This is a genomic window from Archangium sp. Cb G35 (assembly GCF_001896145.1).
GTDB lineage: Bacteria > Myxococcota > Myxococcia > Myxococcales > Myxococcaceae > Archangium > Archangium violaceum.
The window spans coordinates 694,064-713,292 of the sequence record NZ_MPOI01000001.1 but is presented as its reverse complement, the minus strand read 5'-3'; the positions used below and the strand labels follow the sequence as shown (position 1 = coordinate 713,292).

Annotated in this window: 18 protein-coding genes; 8 read left to right on the top strand and 10 right to left on the bottom strand. The window is 65.9% G+C overall.

The features are described from left to right. Positions 1–193: 193 nt before the first annotated feature. A complete protein-coding gene (locus tag BO221_RS02945; RefSeq protein ID WP_233165595.1) occupies positions 194–700 on the top strand; it encodes a response regulator in 507 nt (168 codons plus the stop codon). Positions 701–704: 4 nt separating this feature from the next. On the opposite strand, the gene BO221_RS02940 is transcribed toward BO221_RS02945, so the two are convergent. From BO221_RS02940 to BO221_RS02905, 7 genes are all read right to left on the bottom strand, one after another. Next, positions 705–1,334, bottom strand: coding sequence for a sulfite oxidase heme-binding subunit YedZ (locus BO221_RS02940; protein WP_073558771.1), 630 nt, complete (start codon positions 1,332–1,334; stop codon positions 705–707). A gap of 5 nt (positions 1,335–1,339) precedes the next feature. After that, positions 1,340–2,326 (bottom strand): protein-methionine-sulfoxide reductase catalytic subunit MsrP, encoded by a 987-nt coding sequence (msrP, locus tag BO221_RS02935; RefSeq protein ID WP_073558770.1) that lies wholly within the window; start codon positions 2,324–2,326, stop codon positions 1,340–1,342. Between the two features lie 33 nt (positions 2,327–2,359). Beyond that, positions 2,360–3,073: a fatty acid desaturase gene (locus tag BO221_RS02930; protein WP_083680690.1), complete on the bottom strand. Its 714-nt coding sequence runs from the start codon at positions 3,071–3,073 to the stop codon at positions 2,360–2,362. A gap of 74 nt (positions 3,074–3,147) precedes the next feature. Continuing rightward, a complete protein-coding gene (locus BO221_RS02925; RefSeq protein ID WP_073558768.1) occupies positions 3,148–4,860 on the bottom strand; it encodes a hypothetical protein in 1,713 nt (570 codons plus the stop codon). A 341-nt stretch (positions 4,861–5,201) separates the two neighbouring features. Beyond that, a complete protein-coding gene (locus tag BO221_RS52225) occupies positions 5,202–8,906 on the bottom strand; it encodes an NACHT domain-containing protein (RefSeq protein ID WP_143195231.1) in 3,705 nt (1,234 codons plus the stop codon). A gap of 129 nt (positions 8,907–9,035) precedes the next feature. Continuing rightward, positions 9,036–9,629, bottom strand: coding sequence for a CPBP family intramembrane glutamic endopeptidase (locus BO221_RS02910; RefSeq protein ID WP_233165593.1), 594 nt, complete (start codon positions 9,627–9,629; stop codon positions 9,036–9,038). Positions 9,630–9,693: 64 nt separating this feature from the next. Then, positions 9,694–10,944, bottom strand: coding sequence for an NAD(P)/FAD-dependent oxidoreductase (locus BO221_RS02905; RefSeq protein WP_073558767.1), 1,251 nt, complete (start codon positions 10,942–10,944; stop codon positions 9,694–9,696). Positions 10,945–11,123: 179 nt separating this feature from the next. Between BO221_RS02905 and trpD the strand changes: the two genes are divergently transcribed. The 5 genes from trpD to trpA are packed head-to-tail and all read left to right on the top strand — an operon-like array spanning position 11,124 to position 15,559. Then, a complete protein-coding gene (gene trpD / locus BO221_RS02900) occupies positions 11,124–12,140 on the top strand; it encodes an anthranilate phosphoribosyltransferase (RefSeq protein ID WP_073558766.1) in 1,017 nt (338 codons plus the stop codon). After that, on the top strand, positions 12,137–12,925 hold the full coding sequence (locus tag BO221_RS02895; protein WP_073558765.1) for an indole-3-glycerol phosphate synthase TrpC: 789 nt from the start codon (positions 12,137–12,139) through the stop codon (positions 12,923–12,925). Before trpD ends, BO221_RS02895 begins: the two co-directional genes overlap by 4 nt. Beyond that, positions 12,922–13,557 (top strand): phosphoribosylanthranilate isomerase, encoded by a 636-nt coding sequence (locus tag BO221_RS02890; RefSeq protein ID WP_073558764.1) that lies wholly within the window; start codon positions 12,922–12,924, stop codon positions 13,555–13,557. The genes BO221_RS02895 and BO221_RS02890 overlap by 4 nt, the downstream gene beginning before the upstream one ends. 8 nt (positions 13,558–13,565) lie before the next feature. Then, on the top strand, positions 13,566–14,771 hold the full coding sequence (gene trpB / locus BO221_RS02885) for a tryptophan synthase subunit beta (protein WP_073559438.1): 1,206 nt from the start codon (positions 13,566–13,568) through the stop codon (positions 14,769–14,771). Beyond that, entirely contained in the window at positions 14,768–15,559 is a 792-nt protein-coding gene (gene trpA, locus BO221_RS02880; protein ID WP_073558763.1) for a tryptophan synthase subunit alpha, read from the top strand. The genes trpB and trpA overlap by 4 nt, the downstream gene beginning before the upstream one ends. Before the next feature lie 48 nt (positions 15,560–15,607). On the opposite strand, the gene BO221_RS02875 is transcribed toward trpA, so the two are convergent. Then, positions 15,608–16,324, bottom strand: coding sequence for a hypothetical protein (locus BO221_RS02875; RefSeq protein WP_143195230.1), 717 nt, complete (start codon positions 16,322–16,324; stop codon positions 15,608–15,610). Positions 16,325–16,575: 251 nt separating this feature from the next. Between BO221_RS02875 and BO221_RS02870 the strand changes: the two genes are divergently transcribed. Both BO221_RS02870 and BO221_RS02865 read left to right on the top strand, forming a co-directional pair. Further along, the gene (locus tag BO221_RS02870; RefSeq protein ID WP_073558761.1) at positions 16,576–17,025 is read left to right on the top strand and encodes a hypothetical protein; all 450 of its coding nucleotides are present in this window, start codon (positions 16,576–16,578) and stop codon (positions 17,023–17,025) included. Between the two features lie 190 nt (positions 17,026–17,215). Further along, positions 17,216–17,815, top strand: coding sequence for a carboxymuconolactone decarboxylase family protein (locus BO221_RS02865; RefSeq protein ID WP_073558760.1), 600 nt, complete (start codon positions 17,216–17,218; stop codon positions 17,813–17,815). Between the two features lie 16 nt (positions 17,816–17,831). On the opposite strand, the gene BO221_RS02860 is transcribed toward BO221_RS02865, so the two are convergent. Both BO221_RS02860 and BO221_RS02855 read right to left on the bottom strand, forming a co-directional pair. After that, on the bottom strand, positions 17,832–18,281 hold the full coding sequence (locus BO221_RS02860; RefSeq protein ID WP_158079780.1) for a TPM domain-containing protein: 450 nt from the start codon (positions 18,279–18,281) through the stop codon (positions 17,832–17,834). Between the two features lie 43 nt (positions 18,282–18,324). Further along, entirely contained in the window at positions 18,325–19,188 is an 864-nt protein-coding gene (locus tag BO221_RS02855) for an N-acetyltransferase (RefSeq protein ID WP_233165591.1), read from the bottom strand. Between the last annotated feature and the right edge of the window lie 41 nt (positions 19,189–19,229).

Sequence of the window (19,229 nt, the reverse complement as noted above, 5' to 3'; positions counted from 1 at the left end):
GCCTGTCGGACAACATACAGTTAGGAATTCCCGGACAGGGATGTGTGGAGGGGGGACAGTGCAGGGAGACTCTCCAATGAAGCCGGCAACAGTTGTGCCCGAAGCAGCGGCGACCTCATCGCCACGTCCGACGTCGGCTCCCACCGAGCCGCCGCGGCCCGCTGCTGTTTCCACCGGGCCGGCGCTGACCCCAGTGCCCCACTCCGAGCCGTCGCGCCCCTTCGGTGTGCTCAACGCCGAGACGGCGAAGGCCTTCGCCGCCGCGGCTTCCACCGAGACGCGCGCCTTCGCCCGTCCGGAGCCCGGCGTTCAGCCGCAGCGCGTGTTGCTGGTGGATGACAGCCGCTCCATCCGGACGCTGCTGAAGATCTACCTGATGGCGCGCTCCTTCGAGTACATCGAGGCCGAGTCGGCCGAGGCGGGCCTGAAGGTGCTGGAGACGCAGCCGGTGGACCTCATCCTCACCGACTTCCACATGGACGGGATGAACGGCGCGGACTTCGCGGCGACGGTGCGGGCCAGCAAGGACGCGAAGATCGCCAAGATTCCCATCCTGATGATGACGGGAGACGCGAACGCCGCCGAGGTGCGCAACAAGGGCCAGAAGGCGGGCATCAACGCCTTCGTGCGCAAGCCGGTGAGCTGCGCCCAGCTGATGACGCTGGTGGACACCATCCTGCCGCCGGCCAAGAAGGCCTGAGCCGCTACACCGGGCGGGCCGGAACCTGGACCGAGGAGCGCGCCCGCCGTTTGCGCAGCGCCTCGGCCACGCGGATGGCGAAGAGCAGCGCCAGCACGCCCCCGTAGACGAGCGGCTCGGTGAGGTCCTTCTTCACACGCCAGACGAAGTGCACCACGCCCAGCGAGGCCGCCACGTAGGCCAGCCGGTGCAGCCGCTGCCATGCGGGAAATCCCATACGGCGCACCATGCGGTTCGTGCTGGTGACGGCCAGCGGCACCAACAGCACCAGGGCCAGGAAGCCCACGGTGATGAAGGGCCGCTTCGCGATGTCCTCGAGGATGACGTCGAAGGCCAGCCCCTGGTCCAGCACGGCGTAGGTGAGGAAGTGCGCCGAGGCGTAGGTGAAGCCCAGCAGGCCCAGCAGCTTGCGCAGGCGGATGGGCCACGTCCACCCGGACACCACCTTGAGCGGCGTGCACGCGAGCGACGCCACCAGGAGGATGAGGGCGAGCAGCCCCGTCTGGTTGAGCACGCGCTCGATGGGATTGGCGCCCAGCGCCCCCTGGGCGAACGCGAGCGCCATGGAGGCCAACGGATAGAGGCCACCCACGAGGACGGCCGGCTTGAGCCAGGGGTGCGGAGGGGAGGCCATGGGCGTCAGAAGTTACCGCGCAGGTCCATGCCCTTGTAGAGGCTGGCCACCTGCTCGGCGTAGCCGTTGAAGGGCAGCGTGGGGCGGCGGCGCAGCTCTCCGATGCGGCGCTCGGAGGCCTGGCTCCAGCGCGGGTGCGCCACCTCGGGATTCACGTTGGCGTAGAAGCCGTACTCGCGGGAGTTGGCCTTGTTCCAGGTGGTGGGCGGCTGCTTCTCGGTGAGCGAGATGCGGACGATGGATTTGATGCCCTTGAAGCCGTACTTCCACGGCACCACGAGCCGCAGCGGCGCGCCGTTCTGGTTGGGCAGGACGCGGCCGTACATACCCACCGCCATCATCGTGAGCGGATGCAGGGCCTCGTCCAGACGCAGGCCCTCGACATAGGGCCAGTCGAGCACGGGGTACTTCAGGCCGGGCATCTGCGCGGGGTCCTCGAGGGTGGTGAAGGCCACGTACTTCGCCTTGCTGGTGGGCTCCACGCGGCGCAGCAGGCCCGCCAGCGGGAAGCCGAGCCACGGAATCACCATGGACCAGGCCTCCACGCAGCGCATGCGGTAGACGCGCTCCTCGAGGGGGAACCAGGACTGGAGCGTGTCCATGTCCACGCGCTGCGGATTGTGCACCTCGCCGTCGATGACGACCGTCCAGGGACGGGGCTTGAGGGTGTGCGCTTTCTCGGCGGGCTCGCCCTTGTCGAGGCCGAACTCGTAGAAGTTGTTGTAGGTGGTGGCGTCCTCGTAGGACGTGGCGCGCTCGTCGGTGTCGTACGGGCCGCGGGGCCGCACCACCTTGGGGGCCTCGCCCGGCGTGGCGAGCAGCGAGGGACCATCACCCCCGGTGGGCCGGTTGCTGAGGAGCTGGAGACCGGTGCCCACGGCCGCGGCGGTGCCGGTGAAGAGGGCGGCGCTCTTGATGAATTCGCGCCGGCGCAGGTACAGCGACTCGGAGGTGATTTCGGACCCCTGGGGCTCGGGCAGCTTCAGGCGCATGGTTCCCTTGAGTACGCCCGAAGCGGAATCCGGTTACAACCGGGCCACGTCCCTCGACTTCCACAGGCGCCACCAGGGAGTGGAGGGCGACTGGTGGTGCTCCCAGTGGTAGCCGAAGAAGTAGCAGGAGAGCATGGCCCACAGGTGGTTGCGCGGCAGGGAGCGGGCGTGGTGGGGCGCCATGTCCGGGGTGTCCGGCCTCCGGTGGGGCAGATAGGTGCCGAAGTAGAAGAGCTGCACCGTGCCGAGCAGCGCGGGCACCACCCAGAAGGCGACGATCCGCCACTCCGCCACTCCGAGGTACAGCAGCAGGTTGAACTTGGCGGCCATGACGACGATTTGAAGCCAGGTGGTGTAGCGCACCATGAAGGTGGCGAACCACGGCCAGAAGGACTGGGTGCGGGTGGAGAAGTCCGGGTCGTCGGGGCCGGTGGGGTCGGCGTGGTGGGCGCGGTGATTGACCACCAGACGCCGGTAGGAGAGCCCGGCGAAGAGGAAGCAGGCAACCGTGCCCACGGCCTGATTCACCCACCGGAAGCGGCTCACCGTGCCGTGCATCGCGTCATGGCCGGTGATGAAGAGACCGGTGGACAGGTAGGCCTGCAGGGCGATGTGCAGCCAGGTGAGCGGCGAGGCGAGGGCCAGCCCGTCCGCCACCAGCAGCCAGACGAGATGGACCAGCCACGCGCCGAGCACGGTCAGCGCGATGAGCACACCCCAGGGATCTGAAGGACCGTGGTTCCGCATCCGGCTCATCTCTGCGAGCCACCCGGCCCGCCGCGCACGGGAAAACGCACGCGGCGGGCGAGCGGATGGGGGGATTACTTCCCGGCCGGGGCGGAGAAGCCCCCGAGCTCGGCGGCGAGCTTCTCGGCGGTGACGTAGCGCGGCTCGACGTCCACGGGCACGTTGCTCAGCTTGTCCAGGACGCGCTTCACCTCGGGACGCACCACGCCCATCTTCTCGAGCAGCGACTCGGCGTTGGCACGGTTGCCGCCGGCCTGCAGCTCCATGAGCTGCTTCGTCAGGGCGGTGACGGACTCCTTGATCTTCCCGGGGACCACCGTGAAGGTGCCGTCCTTGTTCACCACCACCGCGCCGTTATCGAGGAGGTAGTTGAGCTGCAGGGCGACGCCCTTGCCGTGCGCCTCGTTGATGCCGAAGCGGATGGAGCGGAACGCGGACGCCAGGAAGGTGGTGTACATGGTGCGCTCCAGGTCCTTGGAGAGCACGCCCTTGTCCACCAGTTGCTGCAGGGCCCACAGGCCGGAGATGTCCGCCTTGGCCTCCTCGATGGCGCTGGAGGACGCCTGGAGCGCCTGACGCACCGTGGTCTGCTTGCCCTCCACGGTGATGTTGTGGGGCCCCAGACCGTGCATCAGCTCGTGCATGAGGATGTGGGTGAAGAAGGCGTCGAAGGAGACGTCCTTGCGGTCCTTCGCGGGCAGCGCCACCTGGGCGATGGGCAGCAGCACGCGCTGGAACTTGGCCTCCTGGATGTTCTTGAGCATCACGCGCTTGGTGCCCTTCTCGGCCGCCACGCGCTCGTCATTGGGCAGGTTGTAGGCCGCGGTCTGCACGCCGCGGTTACCATCGCCGGAGGAGAAGATGCTGTTGACCACGCGGATGGGGGCGAGCGCACCCAGCTTCGGGTTGCGCAGCTTCGGGTCGATGGGGAGGTTGTTCTCCAGCCCCTGCAGCTCGCCGCTGAACTTCGCGAGCTTCTGCGTCTCCGCGTCGTCGCGCAGGGTGATGAAGGCCTCGAAGGCGGCCTTGTAGTTGAACCACTCGTCCTCGTAGACCTCGTAGGGCCCGATGGTGGGCTCGATGCTGGCGTCGAGCTCCATCCAGGCGACCTCGCTGGGGTAGTAGTCGTTGCTGAGGAAGGCGTCGGCGCGCTTCACGAGGAAGGCCTTGAGCGTGGGCTGGGTGGTGAGCTCGGCGGCCTCGCGCAGCAACTGCGCGGCCTGGGCGAGCTCGCCCTGGTACTCGACGCTGTAGGGGACGGTGACGAACTTGCCGTTCGTGTCACGGCGGATGGTGGTGAAGAAGCCGGTGGCCTCGCGCTGCTGGGCCTCGGGGAGGGACTTCACCCAGGCCTCGATGTCGGCCTTGGAGGCACCGGCCGGGTAGAAGTTGCCCTCGACGGGCTTGGCGGGGACGCCGGAGAGGAAGGGCGCGCTGTGGTCGAGCCGGGACCAGGGGCCCTTGTTGAGGAGGAAGGAGTGCAGCCGCTCGCGGCCGAGCGGGGAGGTGTCCTTGAGGAGATCGAGCAAGAGCGTCTCGTTGCCGGCCCAGACCTGGCGCAGGAAGAGCGAGTCCATGAGCTTCGCGGCCTGGATGGTCTTCGCGAGGGCACGGCGCTCGTTCTCGGGGAGCTTGGAGAGGTCGGCCTGGATGTCGACGGGGGCGAAGCGGGACGTCATGCGCTTGAGCTCGGCGGCGTTGGGCAGACGGGAGGGAGCCTCGGCGGCGGCGGCGGAGCCCGAGAAGAGCAGCGCGGCGGCGGCCAGGGAGAGGAGTCGTCGGGTCATGGCGGCCCTTTTAACCGGAGGACACCGGGCAGGACAGCACGCACCACTCCCCTCGCCCTCCGGGAGAGGGACGGGGTGAGGGTATCGAACATCCCGGGTTGAGCCACTACGCGCCACTGCGGTCGTCGTCCTCAATACGGAGTAGCGCGCGAGTTGCACGGGGACACCAATGACTGCTGCCTCGCGATAACCATTCCCTCGAAATGACGAGCCCTCCAGATAACCCTCCACAAGCGCAACGCACTCTGCAGATGAAGGTCAATGTCCCGCACATGGATTCGCCACGCGACATCAGCAGGAGTTCCTGCCAAGCCCAATACTCAACTTCATCGCCCCAAGCATCAATCAGGCCGGGAGCGGAATCCAATATCACACCAAAGCTGAAGAATTCTCTCCGCCCGGGGCATCATTTGACTCTTCTGCAAAACAGGCATCACAACCTGCTCCGCCAATTCCTTCGTCATGCGATTGGGAATATCCCTCAACAAAGCGCCCGCCATAAACAAATGATCCCGATCTTCAAGATCCGCTTTCGCCACAGCACTCGCCAGCGCCCTCAACAATTCGGCAGCATGAAATCCCCAAAAATTATCAATCACCACATCAAGCTTGGAACCAACAGCCATCCAGGCCAATCCAACTGGAAGCAAATCGCAGAAGACCTCCATTCGCCGAGGCGTCGATCCCAGTCCGGAGATAATTGCCAACAGGGCCGCACGTCTCAACTCATCCTTGGTTGCCGTGAGTTGCTGATCGATATCAGCATCATCCAACCGTCGAACCAATGAGCGGACTGTAGACATCTCGTCTTTGGACACAAAGGAGAGATCGAAGTTAAGAATGGACCGAATCAAGTCCGCAGAAAGCAACTCCACAACCAGGGGCATGACAGGAAGCACCCACAAGAGCCACCGCTCAATTTCATATTTAACATGCTCTGCTGGCAATTCCATCCAGGGAAGCACTACAGGCTCGCCGCGATCTATCTTGGCCTGAGCATCAGAGAGCACATTTAGGCGCCTAGCGAAGAGAGCAGCAACCATCTCCTTTTCGCCGTGCAAAGCCAAATACTCTCCAACTCTACTGAAGCACCAAGCATCGTCAAGCAAAGAAGCGTCGACCGCCAAGCGTTGCCTCAAAGAAGAAACAAACGCCTCTTCAGTAGACCTGCTCCATGCTCTTGCCTTAGCAAAACCTACAACAAACCCCAATTCTCCAACAGGCGAACTAGCACAAACACGTAGAGCCAATTCGTCGAAAGATTCGAACTGCTGAGCACCCGCCAAGCGCCACAAAAACGTCCGTTGCTCAGGATACCCGTCATAAGCCCCTCGAATTCGGCTCCTGTCAGGTTCCTCCAATGTTATCTTTTTTAAGACTTCCAGGGCGGTCTCCTGAATCCGTCTTTTCTCAGCAGGAGTGATTTGAACGAGAGACGGATAATCATCAAGAAGGAACGCGAGTAACTCACCAACATCAAGCGGCTCACCTGCGATCAACAAAGCCTTCAGGAACAACACATTGACTTCTGGATGAGATATGCGCCTTTTTGCATGAATCAATGAAGCAGCAAGCACAGCGTCATATCGATGCAAACTCAAGAATGCATCAATCACCCAACTCAATGACGCACACTCCTCAACCACCTTCGCAAGCAAGGGAGCATCACTGAAATCTCCGTGTCGAGCTATTGTCCGAAGAGCCAGTCGAATAGGATGGTTAACAGACCGTGAGATACGCTCTCGAGCCAACTCAAGCGTTACCTGAGGCGCCGCCTCCTCCCAAATCGAGATTGCCCCACTAGCGACTCGTGTCCACGGACCACTCGCAAGCGGTTCCGAATCCTCTAACAATACTTTCAGAACCTCGCGATCACCACATCGAGCCAGTGCCCGAAGGACCATAGTCACTTGAGGATCTTCACTTTGGAGATCTTCATCGACACGCCTTTTCTGCTCTTCGGCCAAATACAGCCTCAACCAAGAAACGGACTCCGGCGTACGGAGTTCGCTCATCGCAAGGGTCGCCTCGCCAAATGCCACATGCCGGTTAGTCGATGCAATCTCCTTCGCCTTTGCGAATACTACACCCTGCTCAGCTTCCCCCATGACCACAGCACATTGTGCCGCGAGCACAAGATCCACAAGAGAAATAGCCTCAACGTAAGCAACTCGCTCGCCCTCAGGAACACCCATGCTCGCAAAATACCAAGCATCATCGGAGATGGAGGAACGCTTGAGCACATCCAGCTTTTCCCTCCATTGGCGTGACAAAACAGATGCAGCAAGATAGTCTGAAATCAACTCATGCCTGAAACCCACCCATCTACCGTCGGCTGAAAAAACAAGCAACTCCGTAAGCCGCATCCAAGCCAACACATGAACATCCGAGAGCACCTCTGCACCAAAAACACCAGAATTCCTAAAGCCTCTAAGTAAGCGGACAATCTCGCTTCGCGCCTCAACACTCGTCATCGAAGACTGATTGAGTTCCAACCTCAAATGGAACGCCACCTCCGCCCCCAGTGCTCGCAACGTATCTTCTGGAATATCACGAACAAGCTCCAGCTCGTTTGGGAGTTCCCGGTCACGAGCAAAGCGCCCATTTACGAATTGCTCTATGAGTTCAGCATCCGTTACCGGCAGGGCCCCATTTGAAGTAAAAGCAGCCAGCGCAGTCGCGAACCCAAAGGGCAGAGCAGCTATTCGGAACCGTCGTGAAGTGAGTCGCTCTCTCAACTGGCGGAGAAAGATTGTGGCAGCATCAACGCCGAGCACCTTGGTAGCCATTGCCTTCATCTGAGCATTCTTGAGGGGCGCAAGATGAAGCACACGCTTGATGGAGCTAATACGCGCGGAACTCCTCAACCCACCACTGCGAACAGTCACAACTTGGCAAGTCCTCTGCCTGAGTGAAGCCACAGAGAGTTCGTCACCGAGCCGTGCCAAATCAGTCAAAGGCACTTCATTCAGACCATCACATAGCAACAAGAAGTCTCCAGGCAATGACCTCCAGTTTCCATGTAGAACACCGAGACTCTCATGGATCAATGCATCAAGGCTTCCCCGGTAATGACCCAGCATCAACAGGACAGGCAAAGGAGCGTGTTTGTCGGCTATACGCCGCTCAGCAGCCGCCATCAACACCATCTGGAGGGTTGTCGTTTTCCCACTTCCACCTTGGCCTACCAGCAAAACCCCCTCACCAGGTTGAATCCTAGCCAGTTCCTGCACAACAGTGGGTTGAGCCTCAGCCGCCGCAAGAGCATCCTGCCGCACAGAGAGTTTGGGCAAGATTACACTCTCAAGCGGATCCGCTTTTGAGCGGGTCGTGACGTTCATCGGCATTTCGCCTAGCCGCGCATCCAAAGCAACAAATCGATCTTCCGGCAACACCAGAGACTTCAGGTACCGCTCCTCGTCAAAATTGGGACGGGGATGCTCTACCAGCACGCGCTCTACCGTGAAATACCGACCAAGCGCGTCGGCCAATGCACTCCAACTCGCAGTGCATTCGATATCGAGTTGCTCTGCCGACCACGCAATTATCGAAGTTTCACGCACATACCGAGCCACGACTTCCTTTACGTCCAATCCTTTCTTCTCAACCTCTTCTCGCTTGATTTTTAGATCAGACGCCGACACAGCACATTTAACAGCATCGGAACAGAGGGTTCTTCTGGCATCCTCACGAAGCGCGGACTCCAACTTTTTGCTCACCTTGCCAGATGTGATGAGCAGATGCACCCGTATCGTGGACTCCTCGCTCGCACTCTGAAGCGCCACTTTTGCAAGCTCAAAGGCAACATGGGCGACACCTAGCGCTTCTTGATACCGCTTGCACTGGATACAGACGACCCCTGTTCCTGTTATCGGTTTAGCTTCCGCATCGAATCCATTTTCAGTTGGACCGCTAGTCTTTTTAACTTCATGAAAACCATGGCGGGAGCCAACCACGTTGAGAACACTCGTAACAAACCGCTCGAAATCATCAGGGGCTAACTGCTCAAATGGAATCGAACGACCCGCATAAAGCACCGGCTTCATCACGCCTCCAAATACCGAACAACCATCTCTGCGCCTAACGCGACATGACTAGAATCTTGCACCCAAGCGGCCTAGTAATACAGGCGGAAGAGTCCAGTAAGCCATTCAAGCAGCGGTTGAACCAACCGCTCATGCTGCAGGCAGCAGGATGACGATGAGCAGATCCCACAGGGAGTGACTCACCGTCGAGGCCACGAAGCTGCGTCTCCACTCGGCGAGCAGTCCCCACGCGAGGGACGTGGGGAACGCCGCCAGTGCCAACAGTGGCTCACGGAAGACGAGCAGCACGAGGCTCGACAGCACCGCGGCCACCAGCGCGCCACCGACACGCCCGAGCCTCGGCCGCAGTGCCTGTTGCACCGCTCCGCGCCAGAAGAGTTCCTCGGCCGGAGCAATCACCAGCGCCAGCGCCAACGCCGCTCCGAATGAGCCCTGCCCGAACGTCGCGTAGATGGCCGTCAAGGGATCGCAGAGGACATCCGTGAAGCCGCCGCACGTCGCCCACAGCACTGCTCGCGAGCCCACGTACAGCACTCCCGCCAGCGCCACGCCCCACAGCACGTCCGCGCGCCTCGGCAGGAGAAGTGCTCGGCCCTGCTCGCCCAGCGCCTTCCACGAGAGCGCGTTCCACACCGCGCAGTAGAGCGCCGCCCACAGGAAGAAGCGCGGCGGGTGCACGTGCACCAGCGCGGTCCACGGAAGCACGGCCACTGACGCGGCCACGAACCAACCCGGGTGACGGATACCCTCACCCCGTCCCTCTCCCGGAGGGCGAGGGGAAATGGGCTCAGTCGAGGCCACGGTCCCTCAGGAGGGCTTCGGCGGCCCGGCGTCCGGAGACCATGGCTCCCTCGATGGAGCCGTTCTCCCGGTAGTCCCCACAGACGTACAGCCCCGGTGACAGCCTCACCTTCCGGTGGGGCTCCTCGAAGGACTCGGGCGGCTGGGCGGGCAACGCGTTGGGAATCGCGTACGTGCGCAGGTACCTCCACTGCCCCACCCCTCCGCCGAACCACTCCGTGAGCTGCTCGCGCACCCGCGCCTCCAGCGTCTCCGAGTCCTCCGCCTGCTCCACCACCGATACCGAGACCAGCGCCTGCCCCTCCGGCGCGTAACCGCGCGCCACCTCGCTCATCACCGCGAGGTTGTTCACCGGCCCCCTCCCCTCCCCGTTCAACACCAGGTAGGGCCCTCGCACCGGTGGCTCCGGCGCCGCGAAGTACAGGCACGTCACCGCGTTCATCCGCCTCGGCGGCATGCCCGGCAACAGCTCCTCCGCCGCGGGTGCGTCCGTGGCCACCACCACCGCGTCGGCCTCCTCCCTCGCCCCCGTCGTCAACCGCACCCGGTGGCCCCACACCTCCTCCACCGGCGTGTTCAGTTGCACCACCCCGAAGGGCAGCTTCGACGCCAGTTGCTCCGGAATCGCCCCCATCCCCCGCGCTGGCACCGCCGTGGCCCCCGTGGCGAACATCCGGAAGACGAACTCCAGCACCCGGCTCGAGGTGCTCAGCGCCTTCTCCAGGAAGATGCCCCCGAAGAAGGGCCGGAAGAACGTCTCCACCATCTCATCGGAGAAGCCCACGTCGCGCAGGTACACCCGCGACGGCCACTGCCTGCGCAGGAGCACGTCCTCCACCGAGCCCGCCAGCGCCTGTTGACGCAAGTCGAGAACGTGCAACTTGTCGGCGAACGAGCCCACCGGATTGAAGGCGTGTGCCGCGGCCTGCAGCGGCCGGCGGAACGGATCCGCTACCTTGTGCAGCCTCCCCGCGCGCCACACCAGCGCCCCCGGGAAGAAGCGCTGGAAGTCGAGCGCCTTGTAGTCCAGCCACCGTTGCGGCTCCGGGTAGGCGGTGAGGAACACCTGGAAGCCCCGGTCCAGCAGGAAGCCGTCCACCGGGTCCGTGCGGACGCGGCCTCCCACGCCGTCGCTCGCCTCCAGCACCCGCACCTTCACCTTGGCCTCGTGCAGCAGCCGGGCACACGTCAACCCCGCCAACCCGGCCCCCACCACGATGACGCTCGGCCTCGCCAAGACGCACCCTCCGTAAAAATGAAAATTCCCCGTCCTACATTGATTCCCACATATCGCCCAGCGAGACTCTTCGGGAATTTTCAGAAGAAGTGGACACCTTTTCTTCCTGCAAGGCCCCCCTCTTCAACCTGGCCGCCAGCCCTCCGGCGGTGGAACACTTCGGAGATCCGAGTAGGCACATGACGCTCAAGGAAGCGCTGGGCAGAGTGGTGGGCCGGCGCGATCTGTCGCGCGAGGAAATGGCCCGCGTCATGGGACAGATGCTCGCGGGCGAGGCGACGCCAGCCCAGGTGGGCGCCTTCGCGGTCGCGCTGCGGATGAAGGGAGAGACCGAGGAGGAAATCCTCGGGGCTGCGGAGGCCATGCGCGCCTGCGCCACGCGCATCCACCCCAGGGCCGAGGTGGTGTTGGACACCTGCGGCACGGGCGGAGACGGAGCGCACACCTTCAACATCTCCACCGCGGTGGCCTTCGTGGCCGCGGGCGCGGGGGTGACGGTGGCCAAGCACGGCAACCGGGCGGTGTCCTCGCGTTGCGGCAGCTCGGACGTGCTGGCCGCGTTGGGCGTGCCCATGGACCGCTCGCACGAGCAGGTGACGCGGGACGTGGACGAGCACGGCGTGGGCTTCCTCTTCGCGCCCTCGCACCACAGCGCCCTGCGGCACGTGGCGCCCGCCCGGCGTGAAATCGGCCTGCATACCCTCTTCAACCTGCTGGGCCCCCTGACCAACCCGGCGGGCGCACGCTACCAGTTGCTCGGCACCTTCGCGGGCGAGCGCCTGGAGCAGACGGCCCGCGTGTTGTCCAAGCTCGGCAGCAAGCGGGCGTGGGTGGTGCACGGCCGGGATGGGCTGGATGAGATTTCCCCCTGCACGGTCTCGGACGTGGCGGAGCTGCGCGAGGACGGAACGGTGCGGACCTTCTCCATCTCCCCGGAGGACGCGGGGCTGGAGCGCGTGCCGCCCGAGGCCATCGCCGGCGGGGACGTGGAGGACAACGCCCGGCGCCTCAAGGCGCTGCTGGCCGGTGAGCGCTCCGGCGTGCGCACGGCGGTGCTGCTCAACGCGGCCGCGGCGCTCGTGGTGGTGGGCAAGGCGGCGGACCTCAAGGAAGGCGTGCTGCGCGCGGTGGAGTCCATCGACTCCGGCACCGCGGCGGCCAAGCTGCAGGCCCTGGTGAACGGAGGCGCGTCATGAGCGCGCCCGAGACGGACAAGCTCGCCCTCATCTTCGAGCGCAAGCGCCGGGAGCTCGCCGCGCGCAAGCCGCTGGTGGCCCGCGCGCCCCGCCCGCACTCCCGGGACTTCGCCGCCGCGCTCACGCAACACCGCGCCGGACTGCCGGTGAACGTCATCGCCGAGGTGAAGCGCCGCAGCCCCTCGGGCGGCGACTTCCCGCACCAGGACCTGGTCGCCGTGGCACGAGCGTACGAGGCCGCCGGGGCGAGCGCGGTGAGCGTGCTCACGGATGACGTGGACTTCGGGGGCAGCCTCGAGGATCTGCTCCAGGTGCGCGCGGCCATCTCGCTGCCGGTGCTGCGCAAGGACTTCCTGGTGGCGCCGCAGGAGGTGGAGGAGAGCGCGGCGCTCGGAGCGGACGCGATTCTGCTCATCGCGGATGCACTCGAGGACGGGCCGCTCGCGGAGATGGTGGCGGCGGCGAAGGCCTGCCGTGTGGCCGCGCTCGTCGAGGCCCACACGCAGGAGCACGCCGAGCGGGCGCTGAAGGCGGGCGCGGAGCTGGTGGGCATCAACAACCGGAACCTCGCCACGCTGCGCACCGACATCTCCACGGCCCTGAAGGTCATCCCCACGCTGCGCAGCCGGGCCAAGGCGCTGGTGGCGGAAAGCGGCCTCAAGACGCGCGAGGACTTCGCGGCGGCGCGGGCCTCGGGAGCCGATGCCGTGCTGGTGGGCGAGTCCCTGCTGCGCGACGCGGAGCCGGGCCGTGCGTTGGCGCGGCTGCTCGCGGGGGCGCCGTGAGCACCCGGGTGAAGATCTGCGGTGTCACCCGCGTGGAGGACGCACGGGTGGCCTGGGCCGCGGGCACGGACGCGCTCGGGCTCAACTTCTACCCGCGTTCGCCCCGGTACGTGACACCGGAGGTGGCGGCGGCCCTTGCGCGCACGCGGCCGGCACTGGGCGCGGTGGTGGGCGTGTTCGTCAACGAGTCGCCGGACATCATCCGCGCGCGGGTACGGGACTGCGGGCTGACGTCGGTGCAGTTGCACGGCGACGAGCCACCCGAGGCCTGCGCGGGCTACGGCGTGCCGGTCATCAAGGCCCTGCGGGTGCGCGGGCCCGAGGACGTGGAGAAGGCGCGCACCTACGTGGGCGCGGGCGACGTGGCCACGCTGCTGCTGGACGGGGCGGCGCCGGGCTACGGGGGCGGCGGCGTGGGGTTCGACTGGTCGCTGGTGGCGCGGCTCGCGGACGCGGGCGTGCCGGTGCTGGTGGCCGGTGGCCTCAATCCGGACAATGTGCGGGAAGCCGTGCGGGCCACGCGGCCCTACGGCGTGGATGTGGCGAGCGGGGTGGAAGTCAGCCCCGGCGTCAAGGATGCGGACGCGGTGCGCGCCTTCGTGCGCGCCGTGAAGACCCTGGCTTGGGAGTGATGGAGAACATGGACACGCAAACCGCCCCGGGCCGCTTCGGGCGTTATGGCGGCCGTTATGTGCCAGAGACGCTCGTGCCGGCGCTGCTGGAGCTGGAACAGGCCTATGCCGAGGCTCGCAAGGACCCGGCCTTCGATGAGCAGGTGACGCAGGTGCTGCGCGAGTTCGTCGGGCGAGAGACGCCCCTGACGCCCGCGCGCCGGCTCACCGAGCAGTGGGGAGGCGCCGAGGTGTGGCTCAAGCGCGAGGACCTCGCGCACACGGGCGCCCACAAAATCAACAACACCATCGGACAGGTGCTGCTGGCCAAGAGGATGGGCAAGAAGCGCGTCATCGCGGAGACGGGCGCGGGCCAGCACGGCGTGGCCACCGCCACCGCATGCGCCCTGTTCGGCCTCACCTGCGAGGTGTACATGGGCGCGCTGGACGTGGAGCGCCAGTCGCTCAACGTCTTCCGCATGAAGGCGCTCGGGGCCACGGTGCACGCGGTGGAGTCGGGCTCGCGCACGCTCAAGGACGCGATGAACGAGGCCATGCGCATCTGGGTGGCCCAGGTCGAGGACACCTACTACGTCATCGGCAGCGCGGCCGGTCCGCACCCCTACCCCACCATCGTCCGGGACTTCCAGTCCGTCATCGGCCGCGAAATCCGCACGCAGTCGCTGGTGGCCTTCGGCAAGCTGCCGGACGCCATCATCGCGTGCATCGGCGGCGGCTCGAACGCCATTGGCGCGCTCCACCCCTTCGTCGAGGACAAGGGCGTGCGGCTGGTGGGCGTGGAGGCCGGTGGCCACGGCCTGGACTCGGGACAGCACGGCGCGTCCCTGACGCTGGGGACGGAGGGCGTGCTGCACGGCTCGCGCTCGCTGGTGCTGCAGGACGAGAACGGGCAGATCATCGAGGCGCACTCCATCTCCGCGGGCCTGGACTACCCGGGCGTGGGGCCGGAGCTGGCGCACCTGGCGAAGACGGGACGGGTGGAGGTGCGTACCGCCACGGACGACGAGGCACTGGCGGCCTTCTACATGGTGTCCCGCACCGAGGGCATTCTGCCCGCCCTGGAGTCCTCGCACGCCTTCGCGCGCGCGGGCGAGCTGGCGCGGGAGCTGGGCAAGGGCAAGCACCTGGTCATCAACTGCTCGGGCCGCGGAGACAAGGACGTGGCCACCATCGCGGCGCGGGGTATTCCCGCCGCCACCCAGGAGAAAGCATGAGCGGCGAGATCGCGGAAGCGTTCGCCCGGGCGAAGGCCCGCGGTGAGGGCGCGCTGGTGGCGTACGCCATGGCGGGAGATCCGGACCTGGCCCGCTCGGTGGACGTGTTCGCCGCGTGCGTGGAAGGCGGCGCGGACATCCTCGAGATTGGCGTGGCGTTCAGTGATCCGATCGCGGACGGCCCGGTCATCCAGGCCGCGTCCGAGCGGGCGCTGAAGGCGGGCGCCACGCTCAAGCGGGTGCTGGACGAGGTGGTGCCGGCGGTGCGCGCGCGCTGCCCCCAGACGCCGCTGGTGGTGATGACGTACGTCAACGTGGTGATGGCCCTGGGCGAGGAGCGCTACGCGAAGCTGGCGCGGGAGCGCGGGGTATCGGGCACCATCCTGCCGGACCTGCCGCCCGAGGAGAGCGAGGGCATCCGCGCGGCCTTCGACAAGGAGGGACTGGACCTCATCCCCCTGTGCGCGCCCACCACGTCACCGGCGCGGGCGGAGAGCATCGTGAAGGATGCGCGGGGCTTCGTGTACTGCGTGTCGGTGGCGGGCGTGACGGGCATGCGCTCGGAGCTGCCGGCCAACCTGTCCGAGCGGCTGGAGATGGTGCGGCGCGCGTCACCGGTCCCGGTGGTGGCGGGTTTCGGCATCTCCAACGCCGAGCATGCGCGGGTGGTGGGTGCTCACGCGGATGGCGTGGTGGTGGGCAGTGCCATCGTCCGCGCGGCGCAGGCGGATGGGCCGGCGGCGGCCCGGCAGGTGTGCGCTGAAATCAAACGTGGCCTGAAGCGCTGAACCCCCTCTCCCTCTGGGAGAGGGCTGGGGTGAGGGTCTTCCGAATCATCAGTCCGATGAACTTCCCGTGATGACCACACACCGCCGTCGCATCCGGTCGTGGAGCACATAAGCGAAGAACCAGTACACGCTGTAGCCCGGCAGACCCGTCTCATCGGGGTAGTCATGGAGCTCCGCCTCCTCGTAGGGGATGAGCTCCGCCAGGGCACGCCAGAACGCCGGGAGCAGTTCCCGCTCCAACTTCTCCCGGCGCGCGGCGGTGAACCGCGGACCTGAAGACTCGTCACCCTCGTAGCGCAGGCAGGCGTCGACGTCGGTCTTCAACTCTTCCAGCGAGACCCGCCTGACCTTCGACAGGTGCGGCCGGCTCTCCGGGTAACACGTCCGCATGACCTCAATCAGGGGCAACTCCTCCCCCGGCAGGTCGAGCGCCTTCACATCGAGCGTGACGCTGTAATTGTAGCCAGCCACGAGTTGCTCCAGCCGACGGAGGACCTCGGACACAGGCCGGACATTCGCATGGCCGACTCCGTGGAGCTGGCCCATGAGGGTGGAGTCCACGAAGAGCCGTGGTGGCGGTGCGTCGAGGCGGCGGAAGTGCTCGGCATGCGCTTGCCGCAAGTGCACCAGCCGAGCTTCCACGAAGTCCTTCGCCCGGCCCAGCTCCCAGCCCGTGTGGCCACGGACGATGGTGATGGCCGCGATCAAGTTGCCCGTGAGTAACATCGCGTCGACCTCGTCCATCTGCTGTTCGGTCAGGGCCATGCGTGGGGTCACACGATACAACCGCCAGTCGAAGTCTCCCTCCATGCACTCAAGGCGGAGGCGCAAGCTCCGCGTTTCGCGGATGGGACCCCCATCCATCATTGTGGATGGCTGAGCGAGACATGGACTCCGTCCTTCCGAGGCACACGCCTCTCGCCCGGCATTGGCAAGGAGCCTGCAATAGGAGCGCATACACAACCGCCGCGCGTCTACCTCTTCAGGCGCACCGGCAATCCTCACGAGGAATCACCATGAAGCGCTCCTACCCCATCGTCTCTCTCCTGCTCGTGCTCCTGACCATCGGCTGTGGCCCCGCCGGTCAGTCCTTCCACGGCACCTACAGCGCTTCGGGAACCACCACCTTGAGCATCACGGGATACACGAGTGAGACCGCACAGGTCACGGGCGTTCGGCACATCTCGGAGGGGGCGGCCTCGGACCTCATCATCTCCGACTCGAGCGGGCAGTGCTTCCTGCCCGCGAATCTCGAAGGCGACGTGGCCGCCCTCTCTCCCGGTGCCTCCTGCACCCAGACCACCAACGGTGTCACCCTCACCATGAGCATCACCACCGGGACAGCCTCGCTCTCCGGCAAGGTCGTCGAACTCCGCCTCGCCGGCAACGTGACGGTGACCTACCAGGGGAAGTCATACTCGGGCACATTCTCCGAGAACAGCACCCTCACGCGCGTCGCGAAGTAACGGCGCGAGGCCACGAGGCATGAAAGCACCGAGGCCGGAAGCTCCTGATCGTCGAGGGGGTTTCCGGTCTCGGCGTTTTCAGCGCCGAACCTGCTTGCAACTGAAGCGGCAGCCGCAGCTCCTCGACGCACGCCCCCCCCTTCACGCGGTACACTCCGCTCCCTCCCGAGTCCCCCTTGGAGCGCTGACCATGCCGCACATTCCACTTCCCGAAGGACTGCCCGGAATCACCGGCGGCTTTGCCTTCCGCCCGGAGACCGCGAAGCCACTGCGCGAGCTCGCCCACGTACTGCTGCACAGCGCTGGCAACACCTCGTTCAGCGCCCGGGACCGGGAGCTGATCGCCACCTTCGTGTCGTCCCGCAACACCTGTTATTTCTGCCAGACGAGCCATGGCGCGGTGGCGGCCCACCTGAGCGGCAACGCCGATCTGGTCGAAGCGGTGTGCCGCGACTACACAACGGCCCCCATCCCCGAGAAGCTCAAGGCCCTGCTCGCCATCGCGGCCGAGGTGCAGGTGGACGGCAAGCGCGTCACAAAGGAACTCGTCGACGAAGCACGGCGCCATGGCGCCACCGACACCGAGCTCCACGACACCATCCTGATCGCGGCGGCCTTCTGCATGTACAACCGCTACGTGGATGGACTGGGCACCTGGCAGCCCAGGGACGCCGAGATGTATCGCGTCATGGGACAGCAGATGGCCGAAGCGGGCTACTGCCGGCCCGCTCCTCAGCCGCCTCACGACGGAAGTGGCTCCGAAGCCCTTCCCGTCCGCCCGGCGAAATAGCTCCTTGTCGAGCCGCTCACCCCTGGCTCACCCGGTCCGGCAGCTCGTTGCCCGCTACGTCCTCACCCGGAATGACGGTGCGCAGCAGTCCACCAATGCGCTCCACCGCCACCTCCAGTCCGGACACGAGCTCGCCGCGCTCGAGGCCCTCGGTCACCGCCTCCACCACGGACTCCCAGAAGCCGGGCATGGCCGCGCCGCGCACGCCCCGGCCCGCGAACACGGCCACCTTGCGCTCTTCCACCGCCACATAGAGGATCACCCCGGTGTCCGCGGCCGTCTGGCGCACGAGCTTCTCGAAGAGCGACATGGCCCGAGCCAGCGCATTGCCACCCACGCACCGGCGCTCCACGTGCACGAGTACCTCGCCCCGGTTGCCCTGCTCCGCCCGGCGGATGGCCTCGACGAGACGCGCCTCCTCCTGGGGCGTCAGCACCCGCTTCATCCACTGCCACGGCCATCGCATGCCCGGAGGATAGACCATCCCACGGCCACGGGCCCAATGCCCCTTATGGGGGCGGGCGGACGAAGCCGACGTTGCGGTCGAACTCACGAAAGCCCAACGAGGCATACAGCGTGACCGAGGCTTCATTGCCGGGCAGCGCGTAGATGACCGCCGAGCGCGCACCAGCCCCCCGTAGAAGGCGCAGGGCCTCATGCGAGACCGCACGCGCGAGCCCAAGTCCACGGTACGCGGGGGCCGTTCCCACCGGCTCCAGTTCGCCCACGCGGTTGTCCGGATCGAGCCAGCCCAGGGCCATCGCCGCGAACTCCCCTTGCGGCGCAACCGCCACCACGTCGAACGCGGGACGGTAGTGCCGCGCGCCGTGCATCAGGCGTGCGTAGACCTCGGTGGACACCCGCTCCGAGCCAAACGCGGCCCGGTGTACCGCGGCGCGGGCAGCGGCCTCGGACGGACCGGCCACGGCTCGCACGTGGAAGCCCCGGGGTAGTGGCGGCGCGTCGAGTGGCACATCGAGTTCACGGAGCAAATGCAGGTAGCACGCGGAAGTGGGGTGCAGCCCGGCGGCCCGTAGCGCACGGGAGAGCGGCTCGTTGCTCGCGAGCGCCCACACGTGGAGCGGGCGGCCGGGGACCTCGGTGTCACCGGACGCACGCAACCGCTCCTCGCCCCACGCCACCATCTCGGAGACCACCGAGGCACAGTACTCGCGTGGGTGCACGAGGATGTCGAGGTCACCATTCGGCAGGAACCACGCGAAGCCCACCAGGGTCTCGCCGGCCTCCCAGAGCCGGATGTTGGCGCCGGGCTCAACCGTTGCCCTGCGATACAGCCGCCAGTCGAGGTCCCCCACCGTGCACTCGACCCGTGGACCGTATTGCCGCCACGCGTCGCGGACGAGGGCGTGCATTCGGGAGAGAGCCGCCTCGCCGGAGTAGCCGCGAGACGTCG